This window comes from Pseudomonas sp. GW821-FHT02A11 (assembly GCF_059421985.1).
The window spans coordinates 1-23,502 of record NZ_JBWKWB010000007.1 but is presented as its reverse complement, the minus strand read 5'-3'; the positions used below and the strand labels follow the sequence as shown (position 1 = coordinate 23,502).

Sequence of the window (23,502 nt, the reverse complement as noted above, 5' to 3'; positions counted from 1 at the left end):
GCAACCTCTGCGGGCGCGTGACACGTCGCGCCGGCAGTCACAAGAGGGATCATCACCCCATGGCTGTATTGATTGAAGACTACGCGCTGCTCGGCAACTGCCATACCGCAGCGCTGGTGGCCCGCGACGGGTCGCTGGACTGGTTGTGCTTCCCGCGTTTCGACGCCCCTGCCTGCTTCTCTGCCCTGTTGGGCGACAGCGACAACGGTCGCTGGAAAATCGCCCCCCATGGTGCCAACTGCCAGAGCGCGCGCCGCTATCGCGACGGCACATTGATTCTCGAAACGTGTTTCACCACCGACACAGGTTGCGCGTTGCTGCTGGACTTCATGCCCGTGGGCGTCGACAGCAGCGTGGTGCGTCTGGTCATCGGCCTGGAAGGACGGGTGGAATTTTCCATGGACCTGGCCATCCGTTTCGACTATGGCAGCACCGTGCCCTGGGTCGAAAAGCGCGAGCCGCACACGATGACAGCCGTTGCAGGCCCGGAGATGCTGGTGCTGCGCACGCCTGCCGAACTGCATCCGCTGGATCACCACACCGAGAGCCGTTTCACCGTAGAAGCGGGGCAGCGCCTTGGGTTTGCGCTGGGGTGGCAGGCGTCCCATGAGCCTGTGCGCGAGCCATTCGACGTCGAGCAGGCGCTGGAGAGCACCGAGCGTTTCTGGCGCGAGTTCTCTGACCGTTGCCCGGATGTCGGGCCCTGGACCGCTCAGGTCAAGCGCTCGCTGATCACGCTCAAGGCCATGACCTACGCCCCCACTGGCGGCATTGTCGCGGCGGTCACGACCTCGCTGCCCGAGCAACTGGGCGGTGAGCGCAACTGGGACTACCGCTTCTGCTGGCTGCGTGATGCAACCATGACCCTGCTGGCGTTCATGAACCTGGGCTATTTCGACGAAGCGACCGCGTGGCGCAACTGGCTGCTGCGCTCGGTGGCCGGCAACCCCGAGCAGGTGCAGATCATGTATGGCCTGGGCGGCGAGAGACGCTTGCCGGAGTATCAGTTGCCCTGGCTGAGTGGCTACGAGAACTCGCGTCCGGTGCGCATCGGCAATGCCGCTGCCACGCAGATGCAGCTGGATGTCTACGGCGAAGTGGCCGACGCCATGACCCAGGCGCTCAAGAGTGGCCTGCCACGTCTGCCGCGCAGCACGGAAATCCAGAAGGTCATCATGCCGTTTCTGGAAAAAGTCTGGCATCTTCCCGATGCCGGTATCTGGGAAATCCGCTCCGAGCCCCGGCATTTCACCCACTCCAAGGTCATGGCCTGGGTGTCGTTCGATCGAAACGCCGGAGTGCTGGCGCAGAGTGATCACCCTGAAGACCGCGAGCGCGGTCGGCATTACCGGGCGATCGCTGACGAGATCCACGCCGACGTCTGCGCCAATGGCTATGACGCTCAGCTCGGCAGCTTCGTGCAGACCTATGGCGGCAAGGAGCTGGACGCCAGCCTGCTGCAGATCGCCCTGACCGGGTTTTTGCCGGTGGACGACCCTCGAGTCCGCGGCACTGTGGCGCAAATCGAAAAGGCGCTGATGCAAGATGGGCTGCTGCTGCGTTACGACAGCGAGCGCAGCACCGATGGTGTGTCGGGCAGCGAAGGCACGTTTCTGGTGTGTTCCTTCTGGCTGGCGGACGTGTATGTGCTGCAAGGGCGCGAGCAGGAGGCCAGCGATCTGTTTGATCGCTTGTGCGGCCTGTGCAATGACGTCGGTCTGCTCGCCGAGCAATACGACCCTCGTGCCGGGCGCATGTTGGGAAATTTTCCCCAGGCGTTCAGCCATATCGGGATCATCAATACCGCGTTGAACCTGCATCGAGTGGTGTGTCCGGTCAAAACCCGGGCGGCTGTTCAGGCAGAGGTCGTCGCGCAGTAGGCTTAATCTGTGGCAGCGAATTCATTCGCGAGGGGCCGTACATCCGAAAATTTCTATCGTCTGTACCTACGTCTCGCGAATGAATTCGCTCCCACAGGTTTGCGTTGGGGTCGGGGTATTCAGCAACGGTGAGGTAACTCAGCGCGCCTTGCGAAAGGTGAAGTTGATACGCTGTTCACCCAGTTGCGGATGCTCGGCCTGCTTGATCGGCATGACGCCGTGATAGCGCAGACGATCTTCTCCGCCCCAGACCACCACATCGCCATGGAACAGCGGCACTCGCTGGGTGGCGTCACCGCGGGCGTGGCCACCGAACAGGAACATGGCGGGAATGCCCAGTGACACCGACACCACAGGCCAGTGCTGGTCGCGCTCATCCTTGTCCTGATGCAGGGCCAGTTTCGCGCCGGGGATGTAGCGGTTGATCAGGCAGGCATCGGGAACGAAATCCATGAAGCCCGCAGCCTGCGCGGCCGAACGTGCCAGGGTCAGGAATATCGCAGGCATCTCGGGCCAAGGCTGACCGGTTTGCGGGTCGATCCGCGCGTATTGATAGCCGTGGCGGTCCGTGGTCCAGCCAAAGGTGCCGCAACTGCTCAGCGCCACCGACATGGTGTAACCGCCAGGCGTCACCATGTGGCGAAAAGGCGCCCGGGACAGGGTGGCCTCAAGGGCCGGGAGCAGTTGTTCCACCAGCGGCAGCGCAAAGCCACGAAAGACGAACGACTGCGCGCCGATCTGCTCGGTCGACGGCGGTTGTGGCGCATCGTCGGCGAACAGGTCCCGTGTGGCGGGGGTAGTACCCTTGCGTTGCATCATTGCGGCGTTACCGGGTGGTGGGCCTGGGTTACCGGGCGGTTTACAGCGCCTTGCTGACCTTGACGTCGCTGATCACGTCGTCGCTGCCGCTGTGCATTTTCTGCAGGGCGGCCAAGGCTTCTTCAGCCGAAGGCGATTGCAGCAGCGCGAATTCAAAGCGGCGTTCGCCATTGAGCTTGTAACTGATGGCGTATTTGATGACAGGGGCGGAAGATGTGCTCACAAAAGTTTCCTTGATGGCGTTCAGCAGGCAGCGTGAAGCACGAAGCTTTCACGCAGGCTCATGTTTAATCGGATCAGCGAAGGCGCGAAGAGGAGCGGCGAACGATCTTGATTGAGTGGGTGAAGGTGGTCTTGCGACCGCCGCCATGGCTGTCCATCTTGCGTCCGGCGGTGTCGATGGTGATGTTCCAGAAACCGGTGCTGGGCACTTCGATCTTGGCCGGGAAACGATCAAAAGAACCGCCGTGGTAGGTATGGCGACCGCCGTTTTTGAAGCTGCGGAAATTCGCGTCGCTCATCAGGCGAATGTTGCAAAGCTGGGAGCACTCGATGACGACCACGTCGTCTTCGTTGAGATGCTCGCGCTGGTGTACGAATTTCATGGGTGTCTCCGGAGACGGTATTCTCGAAAACCCGAAACGATAGCACGACGCGCCGGGGCATTGATGGCCATCGGCGTTTTTATTATCCGGGTCTTGCCTGAAAAAAATCGGGCGGCCGGGGATTTTATCGAGGCGGTGCGTGTCGTAGCACCTTTACTGGAGGGATTGTATGAAACTGGCTGTTGTTGTTCTGGCGTTGGCGATGACCGGCTGCGCCAGCGTGGCGGATATCGAGCACACCCCCCCGACCATGAATGTGATGTCCGGCAAGAATCCGCAGGAATACGCCGAGTGTTTCATCTCCAGAATCTCCGACAGCCGCAGTCCTGCGCAGGTCGAGCCGCACAAGGAAGGGTTACGGCTCATCGTGCCGCAGAAATTTTCCAGCGGCACGCCAACGGCGATCGTCGACATCGAGAAGCGCTCAGGGGGCAGCTCGATCAAGCTGTTCGAAAGTGGCGGCAACAATCCATTGCGGCCCAAGGACATCCAGCACGCCGTGACGGCGTGCATTTCCGGCGAATAAGCCTGACTTCACTTGCAGACCACCAGCACGCTGCGGGTCTTGTAGTTGCCAACGTCAACGCCCAGGGTCTTGTCCGCTTCCTTGGGCTGCGGGGTGCCATTGGTGCTGACGATGTTGTAGCCGGTGCCGGCGCAGGAGGCATCCGCCTTTTCATAGCAGGCGGCCCAGGACATGGCTTCGCCTGAGCAGTCGATACTCAGCGCCTGCTGGCCGTTCTTGAGGTAGGTGTTTTGCGCGGTCGCGCAGCCAGTCAGGCCCAGTACAGCGATGACGGACAGGATCTTGATCATTTTCGAATGCTTCGCGATGAGGGCCGGGGTTGAAGAATCAGCATTTCTCAGACTGATCGACAGTGCCATCGTTCCGGCATCACGGAAACATTTTTCGTCGTCGCAATGCGATCCGGCCCTCTGTGACGGGGCCGGACGGCACACGCCTCAGGATTTCTTGTCGGCGCGACGGCTTGGCGCCGGCGTGTCTTCAAACACAGCAGCAACTTCGCACGCGCTGCTTTCGCTGTGGAAAGGCCCTGCGACGGCTTCTTCGTCGTGGCCGACCAACCACCACTGGCCGTCCTGCAGTTTCTTGATCTGGTAGCCGTTTACAACTTTGACTTGCGCCATGATGCGTCTCTACAAATGATTCAGGCGGCCATGATACGGCGTGCGCAGATATTTTTCCTACGCAAACGAGGGAAGGCGGCTACGCTTGTGCCTGTCATTGCGCGGTCGTTTTGAGGAAATGGATGGTCTCTTACGAGTGATGTGTCGTACATCAAGCCAGCATAGGTCTTACAAACGTTTGCGACGACCAGTGGGTCGCTCGCCGTTGTTCAGTGGTCGCAATATTTGGAATGTGTGCGGAACTATCTGCACGACCGTTCCTCTACCAAGGCAGCGAACGGCCAGCAGCGGGGCATTGTAAGGTGATCGCCTCCTGATTAGACTGCGCCGCAACACCCCCAGCCCCATCAAGGACTTATATGATCAAGAAATGCTTGTTCCCTGCAGCCGGTTACGGTACTCGCTTCTTGCCAGCGACCAAAGCCATGCCTAAAGAGATGCTGGCAGTTGTCAACAAGCCACTGATCCAGTACGGCGTGGAAGAAGCACTGGCTGCGGGTTTGAACGAAATCTCCATCGTGACCGGCCGCGGCAAGCGCGCGCTGGAAGACCACTTCGACATCAGCTACGAGCTGGAACACCAGATCAAGGGCACCGATAAAGAGAAGTACCTGGTCGGTATCCGCCGCCTGATCGACGAGTGCAGCTTTTCCTACACCCGTCAGACCGAAATGAAAGGCCTGGGCCACGCCATCCTCAGCGGTCGTCCGTTGATTGGTAACGAAGCGTTCGCTGTGGTGTTGGCGGACGACCTGTGCGTGAACCTGGAAGGTGATGGTGTGCTGGCCCAGATGGTCGCCTTGCACAAGCAGTACAAGTGCTCGATCGTGGCCATCCAGGAAGTCGACCCGAACGAAACCAACAAGTACGGCGTCATTGCCGGTGAAGAAATCAAGCCCGGCCTGTTCCGCGTGACCGACATGGTCGAGAAGCCAAAGCCTGAAGACGCACCGTCGAACCTGGCGATCATCGGTCGCTACATTCTGACCCCGGACATCTTCGAAAAGATCGAACAGACCGAGCCAGGCAAGGGCGGCGAAATCCAGATCACTGACGCCCTGATGAAGCAGGCCGCCGAAGGCAACGTTCTGGCCTACAAATTCAAAGGCAAGCGTTTCGACTGCGGTGGCGCTGAAGGCTACGTGGAAGCGACCAACTTCTGCTTCGAGCACTTCTACAAAACGGGCAAGTCCACCCAGTGATGCAACTGTGCCGATAAACCCTCGGCTATCTGTATTGCTGCACAAAGCCACCTTCGGGTGGCTTTGTCGTTTCTGCCGCGCAGACCTTGCCGAGCGCGCTGGAGCGGTTATGCTAGCCCTCCTGCCAAGGAGAAATTAATGAGCTACGACTTCGACCTTTTCGTCATCGGTGCCGGTTCCGGCGGTGTGCGCGCGGCGCGCTTTTCCGCAGGTTTCGGAGCCCGCGTCGCGGTTGCCGAAAGCCGCTATCTGGGCGGCACTTGCGTCAACGTCGGCTGCGTACCCAAGAAGCTGCTGGTGTACGGCGCGCATTTTTCCGAAGATTTCGAAAATGCCAGATCCTTCGGCTGGACCGTGGGCGAACCCGAGTTCAACTGGGCTCACCTGATCGCCAACAAGAATCAGGAAATCAGCCGTCTCAACGGTATCTACCGCAACCTGTTGAACAACAGCGGCGTGACGCTGATGGAGGGTCACGCGAAACTGCGCGGCCCTCACGAAGTGGAAATCAATGGGCAGGTCCACACCGCCGAGCACATCATGATCGCCACCGGTGGCTGGCCGCAGATTCCGGATATCCCTGGCCGCGAGCACGCCATCACCTCCAACGAGGCATTTTTCCTTGAGAAACTGCCCAAGCGGGTGGTGGTGGTCGGTGGCGGTTATATCGCCGTCGAGTTCGCGTCCATCTTCAATGGCATGGGTTCCGACGTCACGTTGATGTACCGCGGCGAGCTGTTCCTGCGCGGTTTTGACGGCGGCGTGCGCGAACATCTGCGTGAAGAACTGACCAAGCACGGCACGAATCTGCGCTTCAACACGCAGATCGAAAAGATCGAAAAACGCGCCGATCGCACTCTGGACCTGACCCTCAACGACGGCAGCACCTTCAACACCGATTGCGTGTTCTACGCCACCGGCCGCCGTCCGATGCTCGATAACCTGGGGATGGAAACGGTCAACGTCGAACTCGACGACAAGGGCTTCATCAAGGTCGATGACAACTACCAGACCAGCGAGCCGTCGATCATCGCCATCGGTGACATTACTGGCCGCGTGCAGCTGACCCCGGTCGCTCTGGCCGAAGGCATGGCCGTTGCCCGACGTTTGTTCCAGCCGCAGCAATACCGCCCGGTCGATTATCGCCACATACCCACAGCCGTCTTCAGCTTGCCCAATATCGGCACGGTGGGTCTGACCGAAGAAGAAGCGAAAAAAGGCGGCTACGATGTGCAGATATTCGAGAGTCGTTTCCGCCCGATGAAGCTGACCCTGACCGACAATCAGGAGCGCACCCTGATGAAACTGGTGGTCGATGCCAAGACTGACCGCGTGCTGGGCTGCCACATGGTCGGGCCCGATGCGGGCGAGATCATTCAAAGCATGGCCATCGCTCTCAAGGCGGGCGCGACCAAGCAGATTTTTGATGACACCATCGGTGTGCACCCGACAGCGGCTGAAGAGTTCGTCACCATGCGAACCGTGACGCGCTGATCTGAATCCCGGCCTCATGGATGAGGTCGGGCGAACCATCGTTTAAGAGGAAGGACCCGCCGTGCCCCGTAAGAGTTTTCCGGCTGCCATGCCCTTGAATCCCATTGATCCTGATGACCGGGCCGCTGACGATCGCTCACCCAGTCAGGTCGAGGCGCTCTACGAAAGCGAGCGCCAGTTCCGCACGCTCGCCGACAACATGAGCCAGCTGGCGTGGATCGCCGATCCTGTCGGCAAGATCCACTGGTACAACGCGCGCTGGTACAGCTACACCGGCACCTCCTTCGAAGCCATGATGGCGCTAGGCTGGCGCTCGTTACATCACCCTGATCATCTCGAGCGCGTCGATTCGCGCATGAAACGTTGTTTCGCCACCGGGTCGATCTGGGAGGACACCTTTCCGCTGCGGGGCAAAGACGGCCTCTATCGCTGGTTCCTGTCTCGAGCGCTGCCCATTCGGGACGAGCAGGGCAACATCACTTACTGGCTCGGCACCAGCACTGACATCACGGCGCAGGTGAAGGCTGAAGACGCCCTGCGCGAACTCAATGAAAGCCTCGAGCGCCGGGTTGCCGAGCGCACCCGTGAGCTGGCCGAAATCAACGAACGGCTGCAGGTCGAAATCAGCGAACGTGCCCAGACTGAAGAAGTGTTGCGTCACGCCCAGAAGATGGACGCCATCGGCCAATTGACCGGGGGCATCGCCCACGACTTCAACAACATGCTGACCGGGGTGCTCGGGGCGCTGGACCTGATCCAGCGTCGCGTCGCCGCCGGGCGCGTGTCGGAGATCGACCGCTACATCGATGCCGCCATGAGTTCGGCCAATCGCGCGGCGTCATTGACCCATCGCCTGCTGGCCTTCGCGCGACGCCAGTCGCTCAATCCGCAGCCAGTGGATGTCAGCGCCATGGTGATGTCGATGGAAGAACTGGTGCGGCGGACCATTGGCGAAAGCATCGAGCTGGAAGTTGATCTCAACACGGCGCTGCGCATGACCAACACCGATGAACATCAGCTGGAAAACGCGCTGCTCAATCTGGTCATCAATGCTCGGGATGCGATGCCCGAGGGTGGGCGTTTATTGATCCAGACCGAGGTCGTGCATATCGCCGTGCTGCATGACTCGCTGGCGCCGGGGGATTACGTTCGGCTCAGCGTGCAGGACACTGGCAGCGGGATGTCTGGCGAAGTCATCGCCCGGGCCTTCGACCCATTCTTCACCACCAAGCCGATCGGGCAGGGCACCGGGCTGGGGCTGTCGATGGTCTACGGCTTCATCAATCAGACCGGGGGCCAGGTGCAGATCGACAGTACCGAGGGGCAGGGCACGCGCATCGATCTTTACCTGCCTTGCCATTTCGAAACTGTCGAACGGCACCTCCCGGCTGATCAGGGGCAGACGCCGCCACGCGCCACTCAAGGTGAACGCGTTTTGGTGGTGGAGGACGAGCCGGATGTGCGCATGCTGGTGGTCGACGTGTTGCGTGAGCTGGGCTATTCGGTGGAAGTGGCGGCTGATGGCGCCGCCGCGTTGCCGTTTTTACAGGATGCCCGGCGCATCGATCTGTTGGTCACCGATGTCGGGTTGCCGGGGATGAACGGGCGGCAGCTGGCGGAAATCGCCCGTCAGCATCGGCCCGGCTTGCGCGTGCTGTTCATGACCGGCTACGCGCGCAACGCTCAAGTGCGTGGGGATTTTCTCGATGCCGGAATGGACATGCTGACCAAACCGTTCAGCATCGACGACCTGGCGCAGCGTGTTCGCGGGTTGATAGAAGCACCGACTCAGGACTGACCGTCCGCTGAGCTGTCGGCCTGAGGCTGGCCTGAGCGCGCGTTCTCCAGTGCCACTTCGGTTTTGATCAGGATCAGCTCCAGGACGCGATTCTGCTGGTCACGCTCGGTCAGGCGTTCCTGAAGCTTCTCGATTTCCTGCTGAGCATTGTTCAGGCGCTCTTGCAGCAGTGCGCTTTGGGTGTGTGCGCTCAGATGTTGGTCTTTTAGCGAGCGGATCTGCTCATCCTTGTCCTGCAAACGCGCGCGGGTGTCTTCAGCGGCCTGGGTCAGGCGCGCGTTCTCTTTCTGCTCGGTCTGCAGCGCCTGCTGGGTGCTGAGCAGCGTCGCTGTCTGCGTGCCGAGCTTGGTGGTTTGCGCGGCATGGCGGTCGATCAGATCGGCGAGCTGACGTTGCGTCGCCTGCAGGGCGGCCTGCAATTCCTTCTTCTCGGCGTCGAGACCGGCGCGCGCTTCGTCGATCTGTTCTTGCGCCTGTCCCCTCAAGCGGCCGGCGAGACGCGTGACCAAGCTGTTCAGCTCGTCATCGATCTGCGTGGAAGAGGCTCCGTCTTCGGTCGCATCGAGTTCGCGCATCAAGCGGTGAATGGTGCTCTTCGAGCCGGTATTGCCCATCTCGATTCGTACTGCATCGATACTGGCGTTTGCTCCCCGGGCGATGAGGGAAAGGCGTGCAGCCTGCACGTCAGACTTGTTAATGCCGCTTCGGGCCATGGCGCGTCCTGTTGTTTCATACCGAATACGTATGCTGGTTACATACTACGAATGGCGGCTACTTTGCCCGAAGTTTTGAAAGTTGTCTGCCTGCCATTGAGGGTTTTCGCCTTGAACAGGAATCATTGAAGTGGGTAGGCTGGTGTGGCGTCAGTGCTACCTTGCGCAGAGGGGATCAGTGTTCGCGAAGGTGTAACTGAATTCTTCTATTAATAAGGTTCCTTTATAGCCAAAACCAATCACCAGCATCAGGTTTGCCAATGAGCCCTTGCCGAGGATTGTGCGTAAGATCCTTCCCATCGAATTCAAACCCGATTTTTTCAACCCTAAGGAGATCCACCCGATGCCTATCATTAACAGCCAAGTAAAACCGTTCAAAGCTACCGCTTTCAAAAACGGCGCTTTCGTTGACGTTTCGGATGCTGACCTCAAAGGCAAATGGTCTGTGGTGTTCTTCTACCCAGCCGACTTCACCTTCGTCTGCCCAACCGAACTGGAAGACCTGGCTGACAACTACGACGCGTTCCAGAAACTGGGCGTTGAAATCTACTCCGTGTCCACCGACACCCACTTTGCTCACGCTGCCTGGCACAACACCTCGCCAGCGATCGGCAAAATCCAGTACACCATGATCGGTGACCCAACCCTGACCATCTCCCGCAACTTCGACGTGCTGATCGAAGAAGCGGGTCTGGCTGACCGCGGTACTTTCGTGATCAACCCAGAAGGCCAGATCAAAATCGTTGAGCTGAACGACGGCGGCGTAGGCCGTGACGCCTCCGAGCTGCTGCGCAAAATCAAGGCTGCTCAGTACGTTGCTGCCCACCCGGGCGAAGTTTGCCCGGCCAAATGGCAGGAAGGCGAAGCTACCCTGGCTCCTTCCCTGGACTTGGTTGGCAAGATCTAAGTCGCCATGACCGGATCGGGGGCGATGAGCCCATAAGCACGTAAACCGCATCGCCCCCAAAAACGCCCGGGCGGTCATCGCCTGGGCGTTTTTATTTCAAGCATCACCGTTCTCGACCTTGAACACGAAGAAAAGGAAATCCGAATCATGTTGGACGCCAATCTTAAAGCTCAGCTGAAGTCGTACCTGGAGCGGATCACTCGCCCGATCGAGATCGTCGCGTCCCTCGATGACGGCGCGAAATCCCAGGAAATGCTGGCCCTGCTCAACGACATTGTCAGCAGCTCCAATCAGATCACCCTGAACACCGACGGCACCGATGCACGCACGCCTTCCTTCGCCCTGAACAGCCCGGGCCAAGACATCAAGCTGCGTTTTGCCGGCCTGCCAATGGGTCACGAATTCACCTCGCTGGTGTTGGCGTTGCTGCAAGTCGGCGGCTACCCGTCCAAGGCCAGCGAGGAAACCATCGAGCAGGCACGTGCCCTGACCGGTGAGTTCAAATTTGAAACTTACTTCTCGCTGACCTGCCAGAACTGCCCTGACGTGGTCCAGGCGCTGAACCTGCTGGCCGTGCTCAACCCGAACGTGCAGCACGTGGCCATCGAAGGCGGCCTGTTCCAACAGGAAGTCACCGACCGTCAGATCATGTCGGTGCCGAGCATCTACCTGAACGGCGAGCTGTTCGGCCAGGGCCGCATGGGCCTGGAAGAGATTCTGGCGAAGATCGACACCAGCGCCGGTGACCGTCAGGCCGAGAAGCTGAACGCCAAGCAAGCCTTCGACGTGCTCGTCGTCGGGGGTGGCCCGGCCGGTGCCGCTGCTGCGATCTACGCTGCGCGTAAAGGCATCCGCACCGGGGTTGCGGCTGAGCGTTTTGGCGGCCAGGTGCTCGACACCATGGCAATTGAAAACTTCATTTCGGTGCAACACACCGAAGGCCCGAAACTGGCCGTGGCCCTTGAAGAACACGTCAAGGAATACGAAGTCGACATCATGAACCTGCAACGCGGCGATCAGCTGATTCCGGGCAAGGATGGCGCTCTGCACCAGGTCAAGTTCGCCAGCGGCGGCGTGCTGAAATCCAAAACCGTGATTCTGGCGACCGGCGCCCGCTGGCGCGAAATGAACGTGCCGGGTGAACAGCAGTACCGTAACAAAGGCGTGGCGTACTGCCCGCACTGCGACGGCCCGCTGTTCAAGGGCAAGCGCGTTGCGGTGATTGGCGGCGGTAACTCCGGCGTTGAAGCGGCGATCGACCTGGCCGGTATCGTGTCCCACGTGACCCTGCTGGAGTTCGACAGCAGCCTGCGCGCTGACGCCGTGCTGCAACGCAAACTGCACAGCCTGCCGAATGTGACCGTTTTGACCAGCGCGCTGACCACCGAAGTGACCGGTGACGGCCAGAAGGTCAACGGCCTGCGCTACAAAAACCGCGTCACTGGTGAAGAGATCAATGTCGAGCTTGAAGGGATCTTCGTGCAGATCGGGTTGCTGCCGAACACCGAATGGCTGAAAGGCACCATCGAGCTGTCGCCCCGTGGCGAGATCGTGGTCGACAACCGCGGTGAAACCTCGATTCCGGGTATCTTCGCTGCAGGTGACGTGACCACTGTGCCGTACAAGCAGATCGTGATTGCGGTGGGTGAGGGCGCCAAGGCCTCGCTGAGCGCTTTCGATCACCTGATCCGCACCAGCGCCCCGGCGTGATGCCTGGCTGAGTTCGCGCGCAACTAAAAAACCTCATGAGCGATCATGAGGTTTTTTTGTGCATTACCGGTCACCGCAGGAGCGTGCTTGCCCGCGATGGCGCTGTGTCATTGACTCATTCCTCACTGGCACAAGCGGTCGCGGCAAGCGCGCTCCTGCAACAGCGGTGGCGTTATTCCGAGACTGGCGTTGGCTGGATGATCTCGACCCAGTAGCCGTCCGGATCTTTGATGAAGGCCAGGCTCTTCATGCGGCCATCGGTCAGGCGTTTCTGGAAATCCACGCCCAGCGCTTCAAAGCGTGCGCAGGCGACGTGCACATCCGGCACCGAGATGCAGATGTGGCCGAATCCGCGTGGGTCGGTGTTGCCGTTGTGGTAGCTGAACGCGGCATCTTTTTCGGTGCCGTGGTTGTGGGTCAGTTCAAGGATGCCGGGGATGCCTTTCATCCAGGTGGTGCGCGCCGCGGCGTCAGCGGGGATCTGCGCCTTATCCACCAGGGCCAGGAAGTACAGGCTGAATTCGGCTTCGGGAAAGTCGCGTTTTTCCACCAGGCTGAAGCCCAGTACGCGGGTGTAGAAGTCCAGCGAGGCCGTGATGTCCTTGACCCGCAACATGGTGTGGTTGAACACGAATTGCGCGGTGGCCGCGTCGGGCTGAGCGGTGACGCCCGGGAAAGTGTTCAGTTCGTGCAGACTCATGATGACTCCGGTTTGATCCTGTAAATGTTGCCTCATGATACGGGACCTGGCGCCTGAGCCAAACCCGAAAATACTGACGTCTTGTCGCAGGCCTTGTGAGCATGAGCCGTGTGGCTCACACTTGCGGCTCGACGTTCAGGTATCGATCATGGCTTTCGCGTTTCGCCTCTGTTCCCTTGCAGGCCTGTGCCTGTCCCTCGGTTTCAATACGGCGCTGGCAGCCGATGCGATGATCGTCTGGCCCAGTGACTGGGAGGTCGAGGCATTGCCGCCCACACAGGCCAGCGCCGATGGCCCGTCCGTGCAGATTCGTCAGCGCGCGGTCAAAAACGACGCCAATGGCGATCCGGCGATGGTCGTGGAATTGACCCAGACCCGCCTGCAGCCCGGTCACGCGGTAAATGTTCAGGGTGTGTTGCTGGAGATGCGCAAGGCCGTGCAGGTCAATTTCGTGCATGGCGGCTTCCAGAGTGTCTGCACGCAGATGAAACAGAGCACCCTCAGCCAGGTGCCAGCGATGGAAACCACCTGCACGATCACCCAGAACGGCGCCCATGTGATGACCCAGACGCTGGTGGCGGCGGCCAACAAAGAAATGGCGTGGTCGTTGTCGTACGCAGGGTCGAAAGAGGGTTACGCGGCCAACAAGGACGAAGTGCTGCGCATCCGCGACAGCCTGCGCCTTGACGTCAACCCATGATCGGGAAATGAGTATTCGTCAGGCATAAAGAAGCCCGCCGAAGCGGGCATGGGGCGCTAATCCTTTAGCAGCCTTCATCCTGTAGAAGTGCATGTGAAAAAAACGTGAAGGGCCTTTTCCTTTGGTCGAAAGTGGGCGCTGATGACTGGCCAGTCGTCATGTCACCTGGCGCACGAAGCGATTAGCTGGCAAGTCAATTATTGTTGTGCTTAATAACACCAATGGATTATTGCTTCGTATTGATCTCGCGGCTTTTGATCTTCTGCGATGTCGACATAGGCATCGTGAATCAGCGATTCAATATCAGAAGTTGGTACGGCCTCTCGGCTGAGCAAGATTCCCGCGATGCTGTTCAGTATATCGATCAAGGCCTGAAGATTAATAATGGTTATAAAAAAGCCCCGCAGAGCGGGGCTTTTTTAATAGCGATGGGTGCTGCACAAGCAGGGATCAGCCCCGCAGCCAAGAGTCGACGGTTTCAACGCCGTATTGCTCTTTCCAGGCTTTCAGGCCGCGATGGTTGCCACCTTTGGTTTCGATCAGTTCGCCTGTGTGCGGGTTGTGGTAAACCTTGACCACGCGTGCACGGCGGCGCTTGGGACCGGCAGGAGCAGGTGCTGCCGCCGACGGGTTTGGATCAAGGATGGCGATGACGTCACGCAGGCTCTTGTCGTAGGTGCTCATCAGCGCCTGGAGCTTCTGCTCGAATTCGATCTCCTTCTTCAGTCCGGCATCATTCTTCAGGTTTTCCAGCTGAGCCAGCTGTTCCTGAAGGGCTTTTTCTGCGGCGCGAAACTCGGCAAGTCTGGACAAAAATAGTACTCCGGCGGTAAACGGCTGTTGTCAGCCCAACGCAAGCGACATAGACCCGAATCCGGGGCTTGTGCTCATTTATTCACTACCCGGTGCCTTGACGTTGTCGTCAGATCGAGAAACTAACGGTGAGTTGTCAGTCGCGATGAGGTCATGGGGTAGTTGTGATGCGCTACGGGTAAATAATGCACGTTTTTTTCGAGTTGGAAAATAGGTCGAGCACATTTGTTATATGAAACTTGCAGGCAAAGATAACCGGGTCTGACAAAAAATGCCGGGACATGCGCTAATCGTTGTAAGTAATTTCTCAAACTTTTTCCCTGAGAGAAACTATCGACTTGCGTCGCACGCCCATATTGGCGTGCGTTACAGACCTTGCTGCAACGCCGGGTCGTCTGGATTGAGCTGTTCGAGTTCGGCCAGCAGTATCTGCACTTTCTGCAGTTGGCCGGTTTCTTTCCAGTAGCGAATCAACAGCACCCGGGCGTTACGGTTGGCCGGCTGGCGTTGCAGAATGTCCTCCAGCTGGCGCTGAGCCGGTTCCATCTGCTGAAGATCGTGCAGGGCAACTGCCAGCTCATAGCGATAGGTTGTGTTTTCGGGCTCCAGCTCCACGGCCTTGGCCAGTGCCAGCAATGCGTATTCATGTTGTTGGTGATGCAATAGCCAGCGTCCCAGCGCATGTTGCAGCAACGACGATTGCGGGTGCTTATCGAGCCACTGAGCCAGTTGCTGACGGGAGCGATCGGCCTGACCTTGCTGGTCCAGCAGGTCAACTTGCGCAAGACCGGCCTGCACATTGTCGGGCTCCAGCTTCAGGGCCAGATCCAGGGCGTCGGACGCTTTACGGGTGTCACCCCGATTGATAAACAGTTTCGCCAGTTGCAACTGACTCTGGCCGCTGGGTGGCTGGGAGGCGAGGGCGTTCTCGTAGTCTTCGGCGGCTTGCTGCAGCGAGCCGTAATACAGCCCGACGTCATCCGGTGACAGGCCGAGCAGGGCGCGCACGGCAGCGAAACGCACCCCTTGGTCGGGGTCGTCGAGCAATGGGCCAATGAGCACACTGCGCTGCGCTTCGGGAATGAGCGCGGTGACAGCGTCAATGGCCGCCTGCTGAACGAGAGGTACGTGACGCTTGAGATCGCCATCGAGAATCTTCAGCGCCTGGGCGCTCGGGTAGTTGACGAGTTCGGTCAGCAGCCCTGCGCGACGAATGTCTGACAGATCGGTGCGACTCAGTTGCTGATACAGCACTCGCGCGGCGCCAGGCTTGCCGTTATGGGCCTGCTCCAGCGCTTCGGCGTAGCTGTGGTTGACCACCGGGGCTGCGGGCGGCGCGGTCCAGTTGCGCACCAGCAGCGCTGCCGCGATGACCAGCAACGCTACGATCACTGCAATCGCGATCGTCCAGCGACGGCGCGTTTTCAGGTGAGGGGGGGAGTGCTGTTCAGAAGCCTTCGACATACTGATATCCATTTCTGCGTGCAGGGAAGCTTCGGGGAGTGCTGGCCGGGTGTCAAACGGTCGCGCAAATAAAAAGCCCCGGACCTTGTGAGTCCGAGGCTTGAGCGGCGCGGCAGGCAAAGCTACCGCGCAATCAAGATGGCCGGTGAATCAGGCATTCGGCTGCCAGCCGCCGCCCAGCGCCTTGTAGATCGCAACGATGCCGCGGTACAGGTCGATTTCGGCCTGGGCCTGGCTGTCTTCGGCGGCCAAGCGCTCGCGCTCGGCATCGAGCAGGACGAGGAAGTCAGCGGTGCCTTCCTTGTACTGAATGCTCGCGAGATTGGCCGCCGAACGGCTGGCTTCGCTCTGACGCACCAGCGACACCAGACGTTGCTGACGCTTGTCGTAGTCGCTGAAGGCGTTTTCGGTTTCTTCCAGGGCCAGCAACACTTGCTGCTCGTAGTTGGCCAGTGCACCTTCGGCATCGGCGTTGGCGCCACGAATGCGCGCTCTCACGCTGCCCAGGTCAAACGCGGCCCAGGTGATGCTCGGACCAAGGCCCCAGGCCTGGGCTGCGCCCGAGCCGATTTGCGATCCACGGCTGGCCGTAAAGCCGAGGAAGCCGCTCAAGCTGACCCGTGGGAACAGGTCGGCGGTCTGCACGCCAATCCGTGCGGTTTGCGCGGCCAGTTGACGCTCGGCGCTGCGCACGTCCGGACGGTTCTCCAGCAGCCTGGTCGGATCACCGATCGGCAAGGCCTTGGAAATCGCCGGCAGTTTGGCCGGGGCGAGGGTGACAGTCATGGCGTCCGGGCGCTCGCCCAGCAGGGTGGCGATGCGGTTGCGCTCACGCACCTGCTCGGCTTGCAGCTGCGGAATGCTGGCCTCTACGGCGGCCAGACGCGCATCGGCACGCACCACGTCGATTTCGTTGCCCACGCCTTCGTCACGCAGTTGCACGGTCACAGTGCGCGAATCCTGCTGGTTCTTCAGGTTGTCGCGGGCAATGTTTTCGCGCAGTTGTGCGCCACGCAGCTGACCGTAGGCATCTACCAGCTCGGCGATCATGGTCACCTGCAGCTGATACAGATTGGCCTCGGCCACTTGCTGATCGGCTTCGCTGGCTTCCAGTTCGCGCTGGATGCGGCCGAACAGGTCGATCTCCCAGGCCATGTCCAGGCCCAGGTCGTAACGTTCCTGATTGACGCGGTGCTCGGTCTGACCGGGCACCTGCGCACGGCCCAGGTCGCTGCTGGCACGGCTGGTCACCACTGGCATGGCATCGTTGCTGATGTCGTCACGAATGGCGCGGGCCGCTTTTAGGCGGGCGAAGGCCACGCGCAGTTCACGGTTGCCTTGCAGCGATTGGGCCACCAGTTGGTTCAGGGTTGGGTCGTCGAACTGCTGCCACCAGATGGTTTCTGTGCGGCTGCGGTCATAAGCGCCTTGTGCAGCGGCCTGAACGTTGGCCGCTGCGGTGTCCGGCTTCTTGTAGTCCGGGCCGACGGCACAGGCCGCCAGCGCCAGGACCAACAGGCTCGGCAGGAAGAGTTTTGCAGCCTTCATCAATGAGCCTCCGGAGCGATGGTCTGAACGCGTTGAGCCTTGGCCGCCTTGCGGGCCTCTTTGCGTTCCACGAAATTACGAATCAGGACATAGAACACCGGTGTCAGCAGCAGACCGAAGAAGGTCACGCCGAGCATCCCGGAGAACACCGCCACACCCATGGCGTGGCGCATTTCGGCACCTGCACCGCTGGAGAGCACCAGAGGCACTACACCCATGATGAACGCGAAGGAGGTCATCAGGATCGGACGCAGACGCAGGCGGCAGGCTTCCAGAACGGCTTCCAGCGGGGTCTTGCCTTTTTCCTGTTCGTCCTTGGCGAATTCGACGATGAGAATGGCGTTCTTACAGGCCAGGCCCACCAGTACGATCAGACCGATCTGGGTGAAGATGTTGTTGTCACTTCCGGCAATGATCACACCGGCGATGGCCGACAGCAGGGTCATCGGTACGATCAGGATGACCGCCAGTGGCAGGCTCCAGCTTTCATACAGCGCCGCCAGCACCAGGAACGCCAACAGTACGCAGAGCGGGAAGACCAGCAGCGCCGTGTTGCCCGACAGGATCTGTTGGTAGGTCAGGTCGGTCCACTCGTAGGTCATGCCGTTGGGCAGTTCCTCTTTGAGCAGTTTGTTCATGGCCGCTTCTGCCTGACCCGAGCTGTAGCCTGGGCCTGCCGCGCCGTTGATCTCGGCGGTGATGAAGCCGTTGTAGTGCATCACGCGGTCGGGCCCCGAGGTATTGGTGACCTTGAGCAGCGTCGCCAGCGGAATCATCTCGCCCAGGTTGTTGCGCACTTTCAGTTGACCGATCTGCTCGGCGTCCTGACGGAACTGTTGTTCAGCCTGAACATTGACCTGATAGGTGCGACCAAAACGGTTGAAGTCGTTGGCATACAGCGAACCCAGGTACACCTGCAGGGTGTCGAAGATGTCGCTGATGGCCACGCCGTGAGTCTTGGCCTTTTCGCGGTCGATGGCGGCGTCCACTTGCGGCACGTTCACGGTGTAGCTGGTGAACAAGGCTGCCAATTGCGGCACGCTGCGGCTCTTGGCGATGACGTTCATCGTCTCTTTATAGAGTTCGTCGTAACCCAGGTTGCCACGGTCTTCGATCTGCAGACGGAAACCGCCGATCGTGCCCAGGCCCTGTACCGGCGGCGGCGGGAAGATCGCCATGTAGGCTTCCTGAATCGCCGCGTACTTGCCGTTGAGTTCGCCGGCGATGGCGCCCGCCGATTCACTGGCCAGCTTGCGTTCTTCGAACGGCTTCAAGGTCACGAACACGATCCCGGAGTTGGGGCTGTTGGTGAAGCCGTTGATCGACAGGCCCGGGAACGCAACGGCACTTTCAACGCCCGGTTGCTTGAGGGCGATGTCCGACATGCGCTTGATCACGTCTTCGGTGCGGTCAAGGCTGGCGGCGTCCGGCAATTGCGCAAAGGCCACCAGATACTGCTTGTCCTGTTGTGGGACAAAACCCGTTGGGGTGGTGGAGAAGCCCAGCCAGGTCATCACGATCAGACCGGCATACACCACCAGTGCCACGCCGCTGATGCGGATGACCCGGCCCACGGTGCTGACGTATTTGCTACTGGCCTTGACGAAGAAACGGTTGAACGGACGGAACAGCCAGCCACCCAACAGTTTGTCGAGAAAACGCGAGAAACCATCCTTCGGCTCGTCGTGGCCCTTGAGCAGTACGGCAGCCAGCGCTGGCGACAGGGTGAGGGAGTTGAACGCCGAGATCACCGTTGAAATCGCAATGGTCAAGGCGAACTGTTTATAGAACTGCCCCGTCAGACCGGAAATGAACGCTGCGGGTACGAACACCGCGCACAGCACCAGGGCTGTCGCGATGATCGGGCCGGTCACTTCGCGCATGGCGATTTGTGTGGCCTCCATCGGTTTGTGGCCGAGCTCGATGTTTCGCTCGACGTTTTCCACCACCACGATGGCGTCGTCCACCACGATACCGATCGCCAGTACCAGGCCGAACAGCGACAGCGCGTTGAGCGAGAAGCCGAACAGGTGCATGACCGCGAACGTACCGATCAGCGACACCGGCACGGCGGCCAGCGGGATGATCGACGCACGCCAGGTTTGCAGGAACAGGATCACCACGAGCACAACCAGAATCAGCGCTTCGAACAGGGTGTGAACCACTGCCTCGATGGAGCCACGCACAAAGATGGTCGGGTCATAGACGATGCTGTAGTCCATGCCTTCGGGGAAGCTCTTCTTCAGCAGTTCCATTTCGCCGCGCACTTCGTTGGAAATGTCGATGGCGTTGGAGCCTGGGCGCTGGAAGATCGGGATGGCCACGGCAGGCTGGTTGTTCAGCAGCGAACGCAGGGCGTACTGGCTGGAACCCAGCTCTACGCGGGCGATGTCTCTGACGCGCGTAATCTCGCCGTTTTCGCCAGCGCGAACGATGATGTTTTCGAACTCTTCCTCAGAGACCAGGCGGCCTTGGGTGTTGATCGACATCTGGAAGCTGGTGGCGCTCGGCGAAGGTGGTGCACCCAATTGGCCGGCGGCAACCTGGCGGTTCTGCTCGCGAATGGCGTTGACCACGTCGGTGGCCGTGATGTTGCGCGAAGCGGTCTTGTTCGGGTCCAGCCAGACGCGCAGCGAGTAGTCGCCCATACCGAACAGCTGCACGTCACCCACACCGTTCAGACGCGCCAGCTCATCCTTGATGTTGAGCACGGCGTAGTTGGACAGGTACAGCATGTCGTAGCGTTTGTCGGGGGAGGTCAGGTGGACGACCATGGTCAGGTCAGGGGAGGCCTTGTCCACGGTGATACCGATGCGGGTCACTTCTTCCGGCAGCTTCGGCTCGGTCCGCGTTACGCGGTTCTGAACCTGCACCTGCGCGGTGTCCAGGTTGGTGCCCAAGGCGAACGTGATGGTCAGGGTCAGCTTGCCGTCGGCGGTGGCTTGCGAGGACATGTACAGCATGTTCTCGACACCGGTGATGGCCTGCTCCAGTGGCGCGGCCACGGTTTCGCCGATCACTTTCGGGTTGGCGCCGGGGAAGTTGGCGCGCACGACCACGGTCGGCGGCACGACTTCGGGGTATTCACTGATCGGTAGCTGGAACAGCGAGATGGCGCCGGCGATCAGAATCAACAGCGAGAGCACCGCTGCGAAGATCGGACGCGTAATAAAGAACTTTGAAAAATTCATCGAGTGTGTCCCTTAACCGCGTGGCGAAGCGGCAGCGGCAACCTTGGCGTCCAGTTTTTTCTGGGCCTGGGGTTGGTTGCTGGCTTCAAGTGCTTGGCGCTGTTGTTGCAGAGCAGCGAGCGTTTCGGGGGTGGCCATCGGCGTGTCTTGCGGGTCGATCGGCGAGCCCGGACGCACACGTTGCAAACCGCTCACGACGATGCGGTCGTCTTTGCCCAGGCCGCTGCGCACGATACGCAGGCCTTCAAGCTTCGGCCCCAAGTCGACATTGCGATAGGTCGCCTTGTTGTCCTTGTCGACCACCAGCACGAATTTCTTGCCAAGGTCGGTGCCCACGGCCTCGTCCTTGATCAGCATCGCCGAGTAAGTGCCGCTGCCCACCAGTTTCAGTCGCGCATACAAGCCCGGGGTGTAGTCGCCCTTGCTGTTGTCGAACACGGCGCGACCGCGGATGGTGCCGGTACGCGGGTTGACCTGGTTGTCGACGAAGTTCATCTGACCCTGGTGCGGGTTTTCAGCCTCGTTGGACAGGCCCATGTACACCGGCGTGGTCGCGCTGCGTTTGCCGTCGCGAGCCAGTTGGTTGTATTTCAGGAACACCCGCTCGTCGGCGTCGAAGTAGGCGTAGACCTTGTCGGTCGACACCAGGCTGGTAAGGATCGATTGATCGGCGGTGACGATGTTGCCTGCGGTGATTTCCGCACGGCTGACGCGGCCAGTGATCGGCGCGGTGACGCGGGTAAAGCTCAGGTTCAGTTTCGCCAGATCCAGCTGCGCTTGAATGGCCGCCACAGCAGCCTTGGATTCCTGCGCGGTGGTGGTGCGCGAGTCGGCCAGCTCGGCGGAGATCGCGTTATTGGTGCGCAGGCGCTCACCACGCTGGGCTTCGTTATTGCTGCGAACCGAGGCAGCCTTGGCCTGTTGCAGTTGTGCTTCGAGACGATGCACTTCGGCTTCGAACGGGCGTGGGTCGATCTGGAACAACAGATCACCTTTCTTCACCAGCTCGCCGTCGGTGAACGCAACGGAGTCGATCTGACCCGAAACGCGAGGGCGAACCTGTACGGTTTCCGGGGCTTCCAGGCGGGCGGTGACCTCGTCCCATTCGTTGACGGGTTGTTCGAGGACCTTGGCCACGTTGACCTTGGCAGCGGCTGGTGCCTGGGCGGCCGTTTCCGGGCCTTTTCCACAAGCACTGAGCACCACCAGAGCCAACGCGGCAAGGGGGTAGCGCAGAGGAGTAAGTGACTGAACCATGGGAAAATCCGCCGATGTTATTGAGATGGGCGGATTCTGTTCTCGGGGGTTCTATTGCACGAATCGAATACGGCGAAGGTAAATATCAGTGGGAATGATATTTCCGGTTACAAAGGCTCTATTCCGGGGTTTCGCTCCAACGGGGTTGACGCGATTAGGATCGCCCCGAACTCGGTGCATGCAAGTGGCTTCACAATAGAGGGATGCCGGCTTTGAAGTCAGCGTGACTGGACCTCTGCCCAGTCACAGGATGTCGATGAGACCAGTGCATCCCAGTCATCGGGCGGGTTGCCCTTGCCTAGCATCTTTTCGAAGACGGCATAGGGATCGGAGCGGCTGCCGGCGGACCTCAAAGTCTGCTCATCGTTGACCCAGGCATAGACGATTATTCTGGCTGTCGAGTCGTAGCGGAAGAAGAGCCGAAAGCGCCTGCCGATTTTTGCTCTTCGCCAGTGGCGGTAGGCTGTGCCCAACGTATTGCCCTGGCGGAACTCATCCCTGGCAGGGTCAACTGGCACGCCGTTGAGGATCAATTGACTCAGTGCGCGGAATAATTTGACGTTAGCGTTGCTCGCAAAACCCTGCGGGTCGTTCTGTTCGGCCCGCTCTGCGGCGCACTGAAGTTTGTGCAGCTGGGCGATCACACCCTCATGGAACAGCAGTGTCCATCCATGGCGCTGCATCAGAGTTCAACCTCACCCTCGATGTCTTCGTCCAGATTCACCTCGTGGTCTGCGTTGGCCAGCATCGTAAGCGCCAGATCTTTTGGCAACGCTTCGATATGTCTGCCCGCGCGAATATCGGCCTCAAGCAGGCTGAGGAACGCACCGATGGCCGGGTCTTCATGGGGTGCATTTGCACGTGTCACGACAATTTCACCGCCGCGCACGTCGAAAGCGATCTTGCCACCTGCATCCAGCCCCAGCAGTTGCCGAACGGATTTAGGCAGGGTGATTTGACCTTTGGAGGTGAGCGTGGCGATTTCGTGGATGGCGGGCATGACGGGTCTCCTAACGAGCTGAGCGACAAGGTAAGGAATATTCCTTACCTTTGTCAATCGGGAGTCATCATGTTGGAAGGTCGTTTCAGACGTGCTGACGAGTATACAACTTCGTTTTACAAGCTGTCCGGATCGCCAAAGAACATTTTGACTTGGCTCTAGGACGGTAGTTTCAGTTTGAAAAAATCTTGATATGCCCCCAATTTTGCCCCCAATCCTATGCCGTACACGAGCGATCACGAATGGCGACTCCTGACGAAATCCAGTATGGCTCTGGGTGCGTAACCGGAACATATCGCTTAAGAGGCGGGCATGATGTCTCTGCCAACCAGTGGTTTGATGCTGATATGAATCGACTTCCCTAATCGGAGATAAGCACGAAACCTGCGCCCTCAATAGAGCTCATTTACTGCGGCGCGGTGAGTCAGAGTAGGGCTAACGTACGCATAACCACATAAGCGAGGTTAACTGACACCGTAAGCGTCCGAGCTACACCGCCTTGCAACTCAAACCTAAATCCGTTTAAACCACTGATTCACGCGCTCGCACTCA

The 23,502-nt window shown here is 59.7% G+C and carries 21 protein-coding genes and 1 pseudogene; 8 read left to right on the top strand and 14 right to left on the bottom strand.

Annotation, left to right across the window (positions count from 1 at the left end):
- Positions 1-59: 59 nt before the first annotated feature.
- Positions 60-1,880 carry a glycoside hydrolase family 15 protein gene (locus AC07V9_RS12710; RefSeq protein ID WP_495016060.1) on the top strand — a complete coding sequence of 607 codons (1,821 nt, stop codon included), beginning with the start codon at positions 60-62 and terminating at the stop codon, positions 1,878-1,880.
- 138 nt (positions 1,881-2,018) lie between these two features.
- On the opposite strand, the gene alkB is transcribed toward AC07V9_RS12710, so the two are convergent.
- The 3 genes from alkB to AC07V9_RS12695 form a co-directional block, all read right to left on the bottom strand.
- Complete coding sequence (gene alkB, locus AC07V9_RS12705; RefSeq protein ID WP_495016255.1) at positions 2,019-2,696, bottom strand: DNA oxidative demethylase AlkB; 678 nt, start codon at positions 2,694-2,696, stop codon at positions 2,019-2,021.
- Positions 2,697-2,739: 43 nt separating this feature from the next.
- Complete coding sequence (locus AC07V9_RS12700) at positions 2,740-2,922, bottom strand: hypothetical protein (RefSeq protein ID WP_495016059.1); 183 nt, start codon at positions 2,920-2,922, stop codon at positions 2,740-2,742.
- Between the two features lie 73 nt (positions 2,923-2,995).
- Positions 2,996-3,304 (bottom strand): DUF1883 domain-containing protein, encoded by a 309-nt coding sequence (locus AC07V9_RS12695; protein ID WP_495016058.1) that lies wholly within the window; start codon positions 3,302-3,304, stop codon positions 2,996-2,998.
- A 169-nt stretch (positions 3,305-3,473) separates the two neighbouring features.
- Between AC07V9_RS12695 and AC07V9_RS12690 the strand changes: the two genes are divergently transcribed.
- Positions 3,474-3,830 carry a hypothetical protein gene (locus tag AC07V9_RS12690; RefSeq protein ID WP_495016057.1) on the top strand — a complete coding sequence of 119 codons (357 nt, stop codon included), beginning with the start codon at positions 3,474-3,476 and terminating at the stop codon, positions 3,828-3,830.
- A gap of 8 nt (positions 3,831-3,838) precedes the next feature.
- On the opposite strand, the gene AC07V9_RS12685 is transcribed toward AC07V9_RS12690, so the two are convergent.
- Together AC07V9_RS12685 and AC07V9_RS12680 are read right to left on the bottom strand one after the other, a co-directional pair.
- The gene (locus AC07V9_RS12685) at positions 3,839-4,120 is read right to left on the bottom strand and encodes a hypothetical protein (RefSeq protein WP_495016056.1); all 282 of its coding nucleotides are present in this window, start codon (positions 4,118-4,120) and stop codon (positions 3,839-3,841) included.
- Positions 4,121-4,267: 147 nt separating this feature from the next.
- Complete coding sequence (locus AC07V9_RS12680; protein ID WP_495016055.1) at positions 4,268-4,453, bottom strand: hypothetical protein; 186 nt, start codon at positions 4,451-4,453, stop codon at positions 4,268-4,270.
- A gap of 359 nt (positions 4,454-4,812) precedes the next feature.
- On the opposite strand from AC07V9_RS12680, the gene galU reads away from it, so the two are divergent.
- The 3 genes and pseudogenes from galU to AC07V9_RS12665 form a co-directional block, all read left to right on the top strand.
- Positions 4,813-5,655, top strand: a complete 843-nt coding sequence (gene galU / locus AC07V9_RS12675) for a UTP--glucose-1-phosphate uridylyltransferase GalU (RefSeq protein WP_495016054.1) — start codon at positions 4,813-4,815, stop codon at positions 5,653-5,655.
- 138 nt (positions 5,656-5,793) lie between these two features.
- Positions 5,794-7,149 carry a glutathione-disulfide reductase gene (gorA, locus tag AC07V9_RS12670; RefSeq protein WP_495016053.1) on the top strand — a complete coding sequence of 452 codons (1,356 nt, stop codon included), beginning with the start codon at positions 5,794-5,796 and terminating at the stop codon, positions 7,147-7,149.
- 115 nt (positions 7,150-7,264) lie between these two features.
- A pseudogene (locus AC07V9_RS12665) lies at positions 7,265-8,947 on the top strand (hybrid sensor histidine kinase/response regulator); the annotation flags it as partial.
- Here AC07V9_RS12665 and AC07V9_RS12660 read toward each other — a convergent pair.
- Positions 8,938-9,660 (bottom strand): DNA-binding protein, encoded by a 723-nt coding sequence (locus AC07V9_RS12660; RefSeq protein ID WP_495016052.1) that lies wholly within the window; start codon positions 9,658-9,660, stop codon positions 8,938-8,940. The pseudogene AC07V9_RS12665 and the gene AC07V9_RS12660 sit on opposite strands and share 10 nt — an antisense overlap.
- 343 nt (positions 9,661-10,003) lie before the next feature.
- Between AC07V9_RS12660 and ahpC the strand changes: the two genes are divergently transcribed.
- A complete protein-coding gene (gene ahpC, locus AC07V9_RS12655) occupies positions 10,004-10,567 on the top strand; it encodes an alkyl hydroperoxide reductase subunit C (protein ID WP_259103120.1) in 564 nt (187 codons plus the stop codon).
- A gap of 147 nt (positions 10,568-10,714) precedes the next feature.
- The gene (ahpF, locus tag AC07V9_RS12650; RefSeq protein ID WP_495016051.1) at positions 10,715-12,277 is read left to right on the top strand and encodes an alkyl hydroperoxide reductase subunit F; all 1,563 of its coding nucleotides are present in this window, start codon (positions 10,715-10,717) and stop codon (positions 12,275-12,277) included.
- Positions 12,278-12,449: 172 nt separating this feature from the next.
- On the opposite strand, the gene gloA is transcribed toward ahpF, so the two are convergent.
- Positions 12,450-12,977, bottom strand: coding sequence for a lactoylglutathione lyase (gene gloA, locus AC07V9_RS12645; protein WP_495016050.1), 528 nt, complete (start codon positions 12,975-12,977; stop codon positions 12,450-12,452).
- Positions 12,978-13,125: 148 nt separating this feature from the next.
- On the opposite strand from gloA, the gene AC07V9_RS12640 reads away from it, so the two are divergent.
- On the top strand, positions 13,126-13,677 hold the full coding sequence (locus tag AC07V9_RS12640; protein WP_495016049.1) for a DUF4946 domain-containing protein: 552 nt from the start codon (positions 13,126-13,128) through the stop codon (positions 13,675-13,677).
- Positions 13,678-14,127: 450 nt separating this feature from the next.
- Here the strand turns inward: AC07V9_RS12640 and AC07V9_RS12635 are convergent, their stop codons facing one another.
- The 7 genes from AC07V9_RS12635 to AC07V9_RS12605 all read right to left on the bottom strand — a co-directional run bounded on the left by AC07V9_RS12635 (position 14,128) and on the right by AC07V9_RS12605 (position 22,950).
- Entirely contained in the window at positions 14,128-14,490 is a 363-nt protein-coding gene (locus tag AC07V9_RS12635) for a histone-like nucleoid-structuring protein, MvaT/MvaU family (protein WP_495016048.1), read from the bottom strand.
- A gap of 366 nt (positions 14,491-14,856) precedes the next feature.
- Positions 14,857-15,954, bottom strand: coding sequence for a tetratricopeptide repeat protein (locus tag AC07V9_RS12630; RefSeq protein ID WP_495016047.1), 1,098 nt, complete (start codon positions 15,952-15,954; stop codon positions 14,857-14,859).
- 150 nt (positions 15,955-16,104) lie between these two features.
- Positions 16,105-17,502, bottom strand: coding sequence for an efflux transporter outer membrane subunit (locus AC07V9_RS12625; protein ID WP_495016046.1), 1,398 nt, complete (start codon positions 17,500-17,502; stop codon positions 16,105-16,107).
- Positions 17,502-20,693 carry an efflux RND transporter permease subunit gene (locus tag AC07V9_RS12620; protein WP_495016045.1) on the bottom strand — a complete coding sequence of 1,064 codons (3,192 nt, stop codon included), beginning with the start codon at positions 20,691-20,693 and terminating at the stop codon, positions 17,502-17,504. Before AC07V9_RS12620 ends, AC07V9_RS12625 begins: the two co-directional genes overlap by 1 nt.
- 12 nt (positions 20,694-20,705) lie before the next feature.
- Positions 20,706-21,950: a multidrug efflux RND transporter periplasmic adaptor subunit MexE gene (gene mexE, locus AC07V9_RS12615; RefSeq protein WP_495016044.1), complete on the bottom strand. Its 1,245-nt coding sequence runs from the start codon at positions 21,948-21,950 to the stop codon at positions 20,706-20,708.
- Positions 21,951-22,168: 218 nt separating this feature from the next.
- Positions 22,169-22,633, bottom strand: a complete 465-nt coding sequence (locus tag AC07V9_RS12610; RefSeq protein ID WP_495016043.1) for a type II toxin-antitoxin system YhaV family toxin — start codon at positions 22,631-22,633, stop codon at positions 22,169-22,171.
- Positions 22,633-22,950, bottom strand: coding sequence for a type II toxin-antitoxin system PrlF family antitoxin (locus tag AC07V9_RS12605; RefSeq protein WP_495016042.1), 318 nt, complete (start codon positions 22,948-22,950; stop codon positions 22,633-22,635). The genes AC07V9_RS12610 and AC07V9_RS12605 overlap by 1 nt, the downstream gene beginning before the upstream one ends.
- Positions 22,951-23,502: the final 552 nt, after the last annotated feature.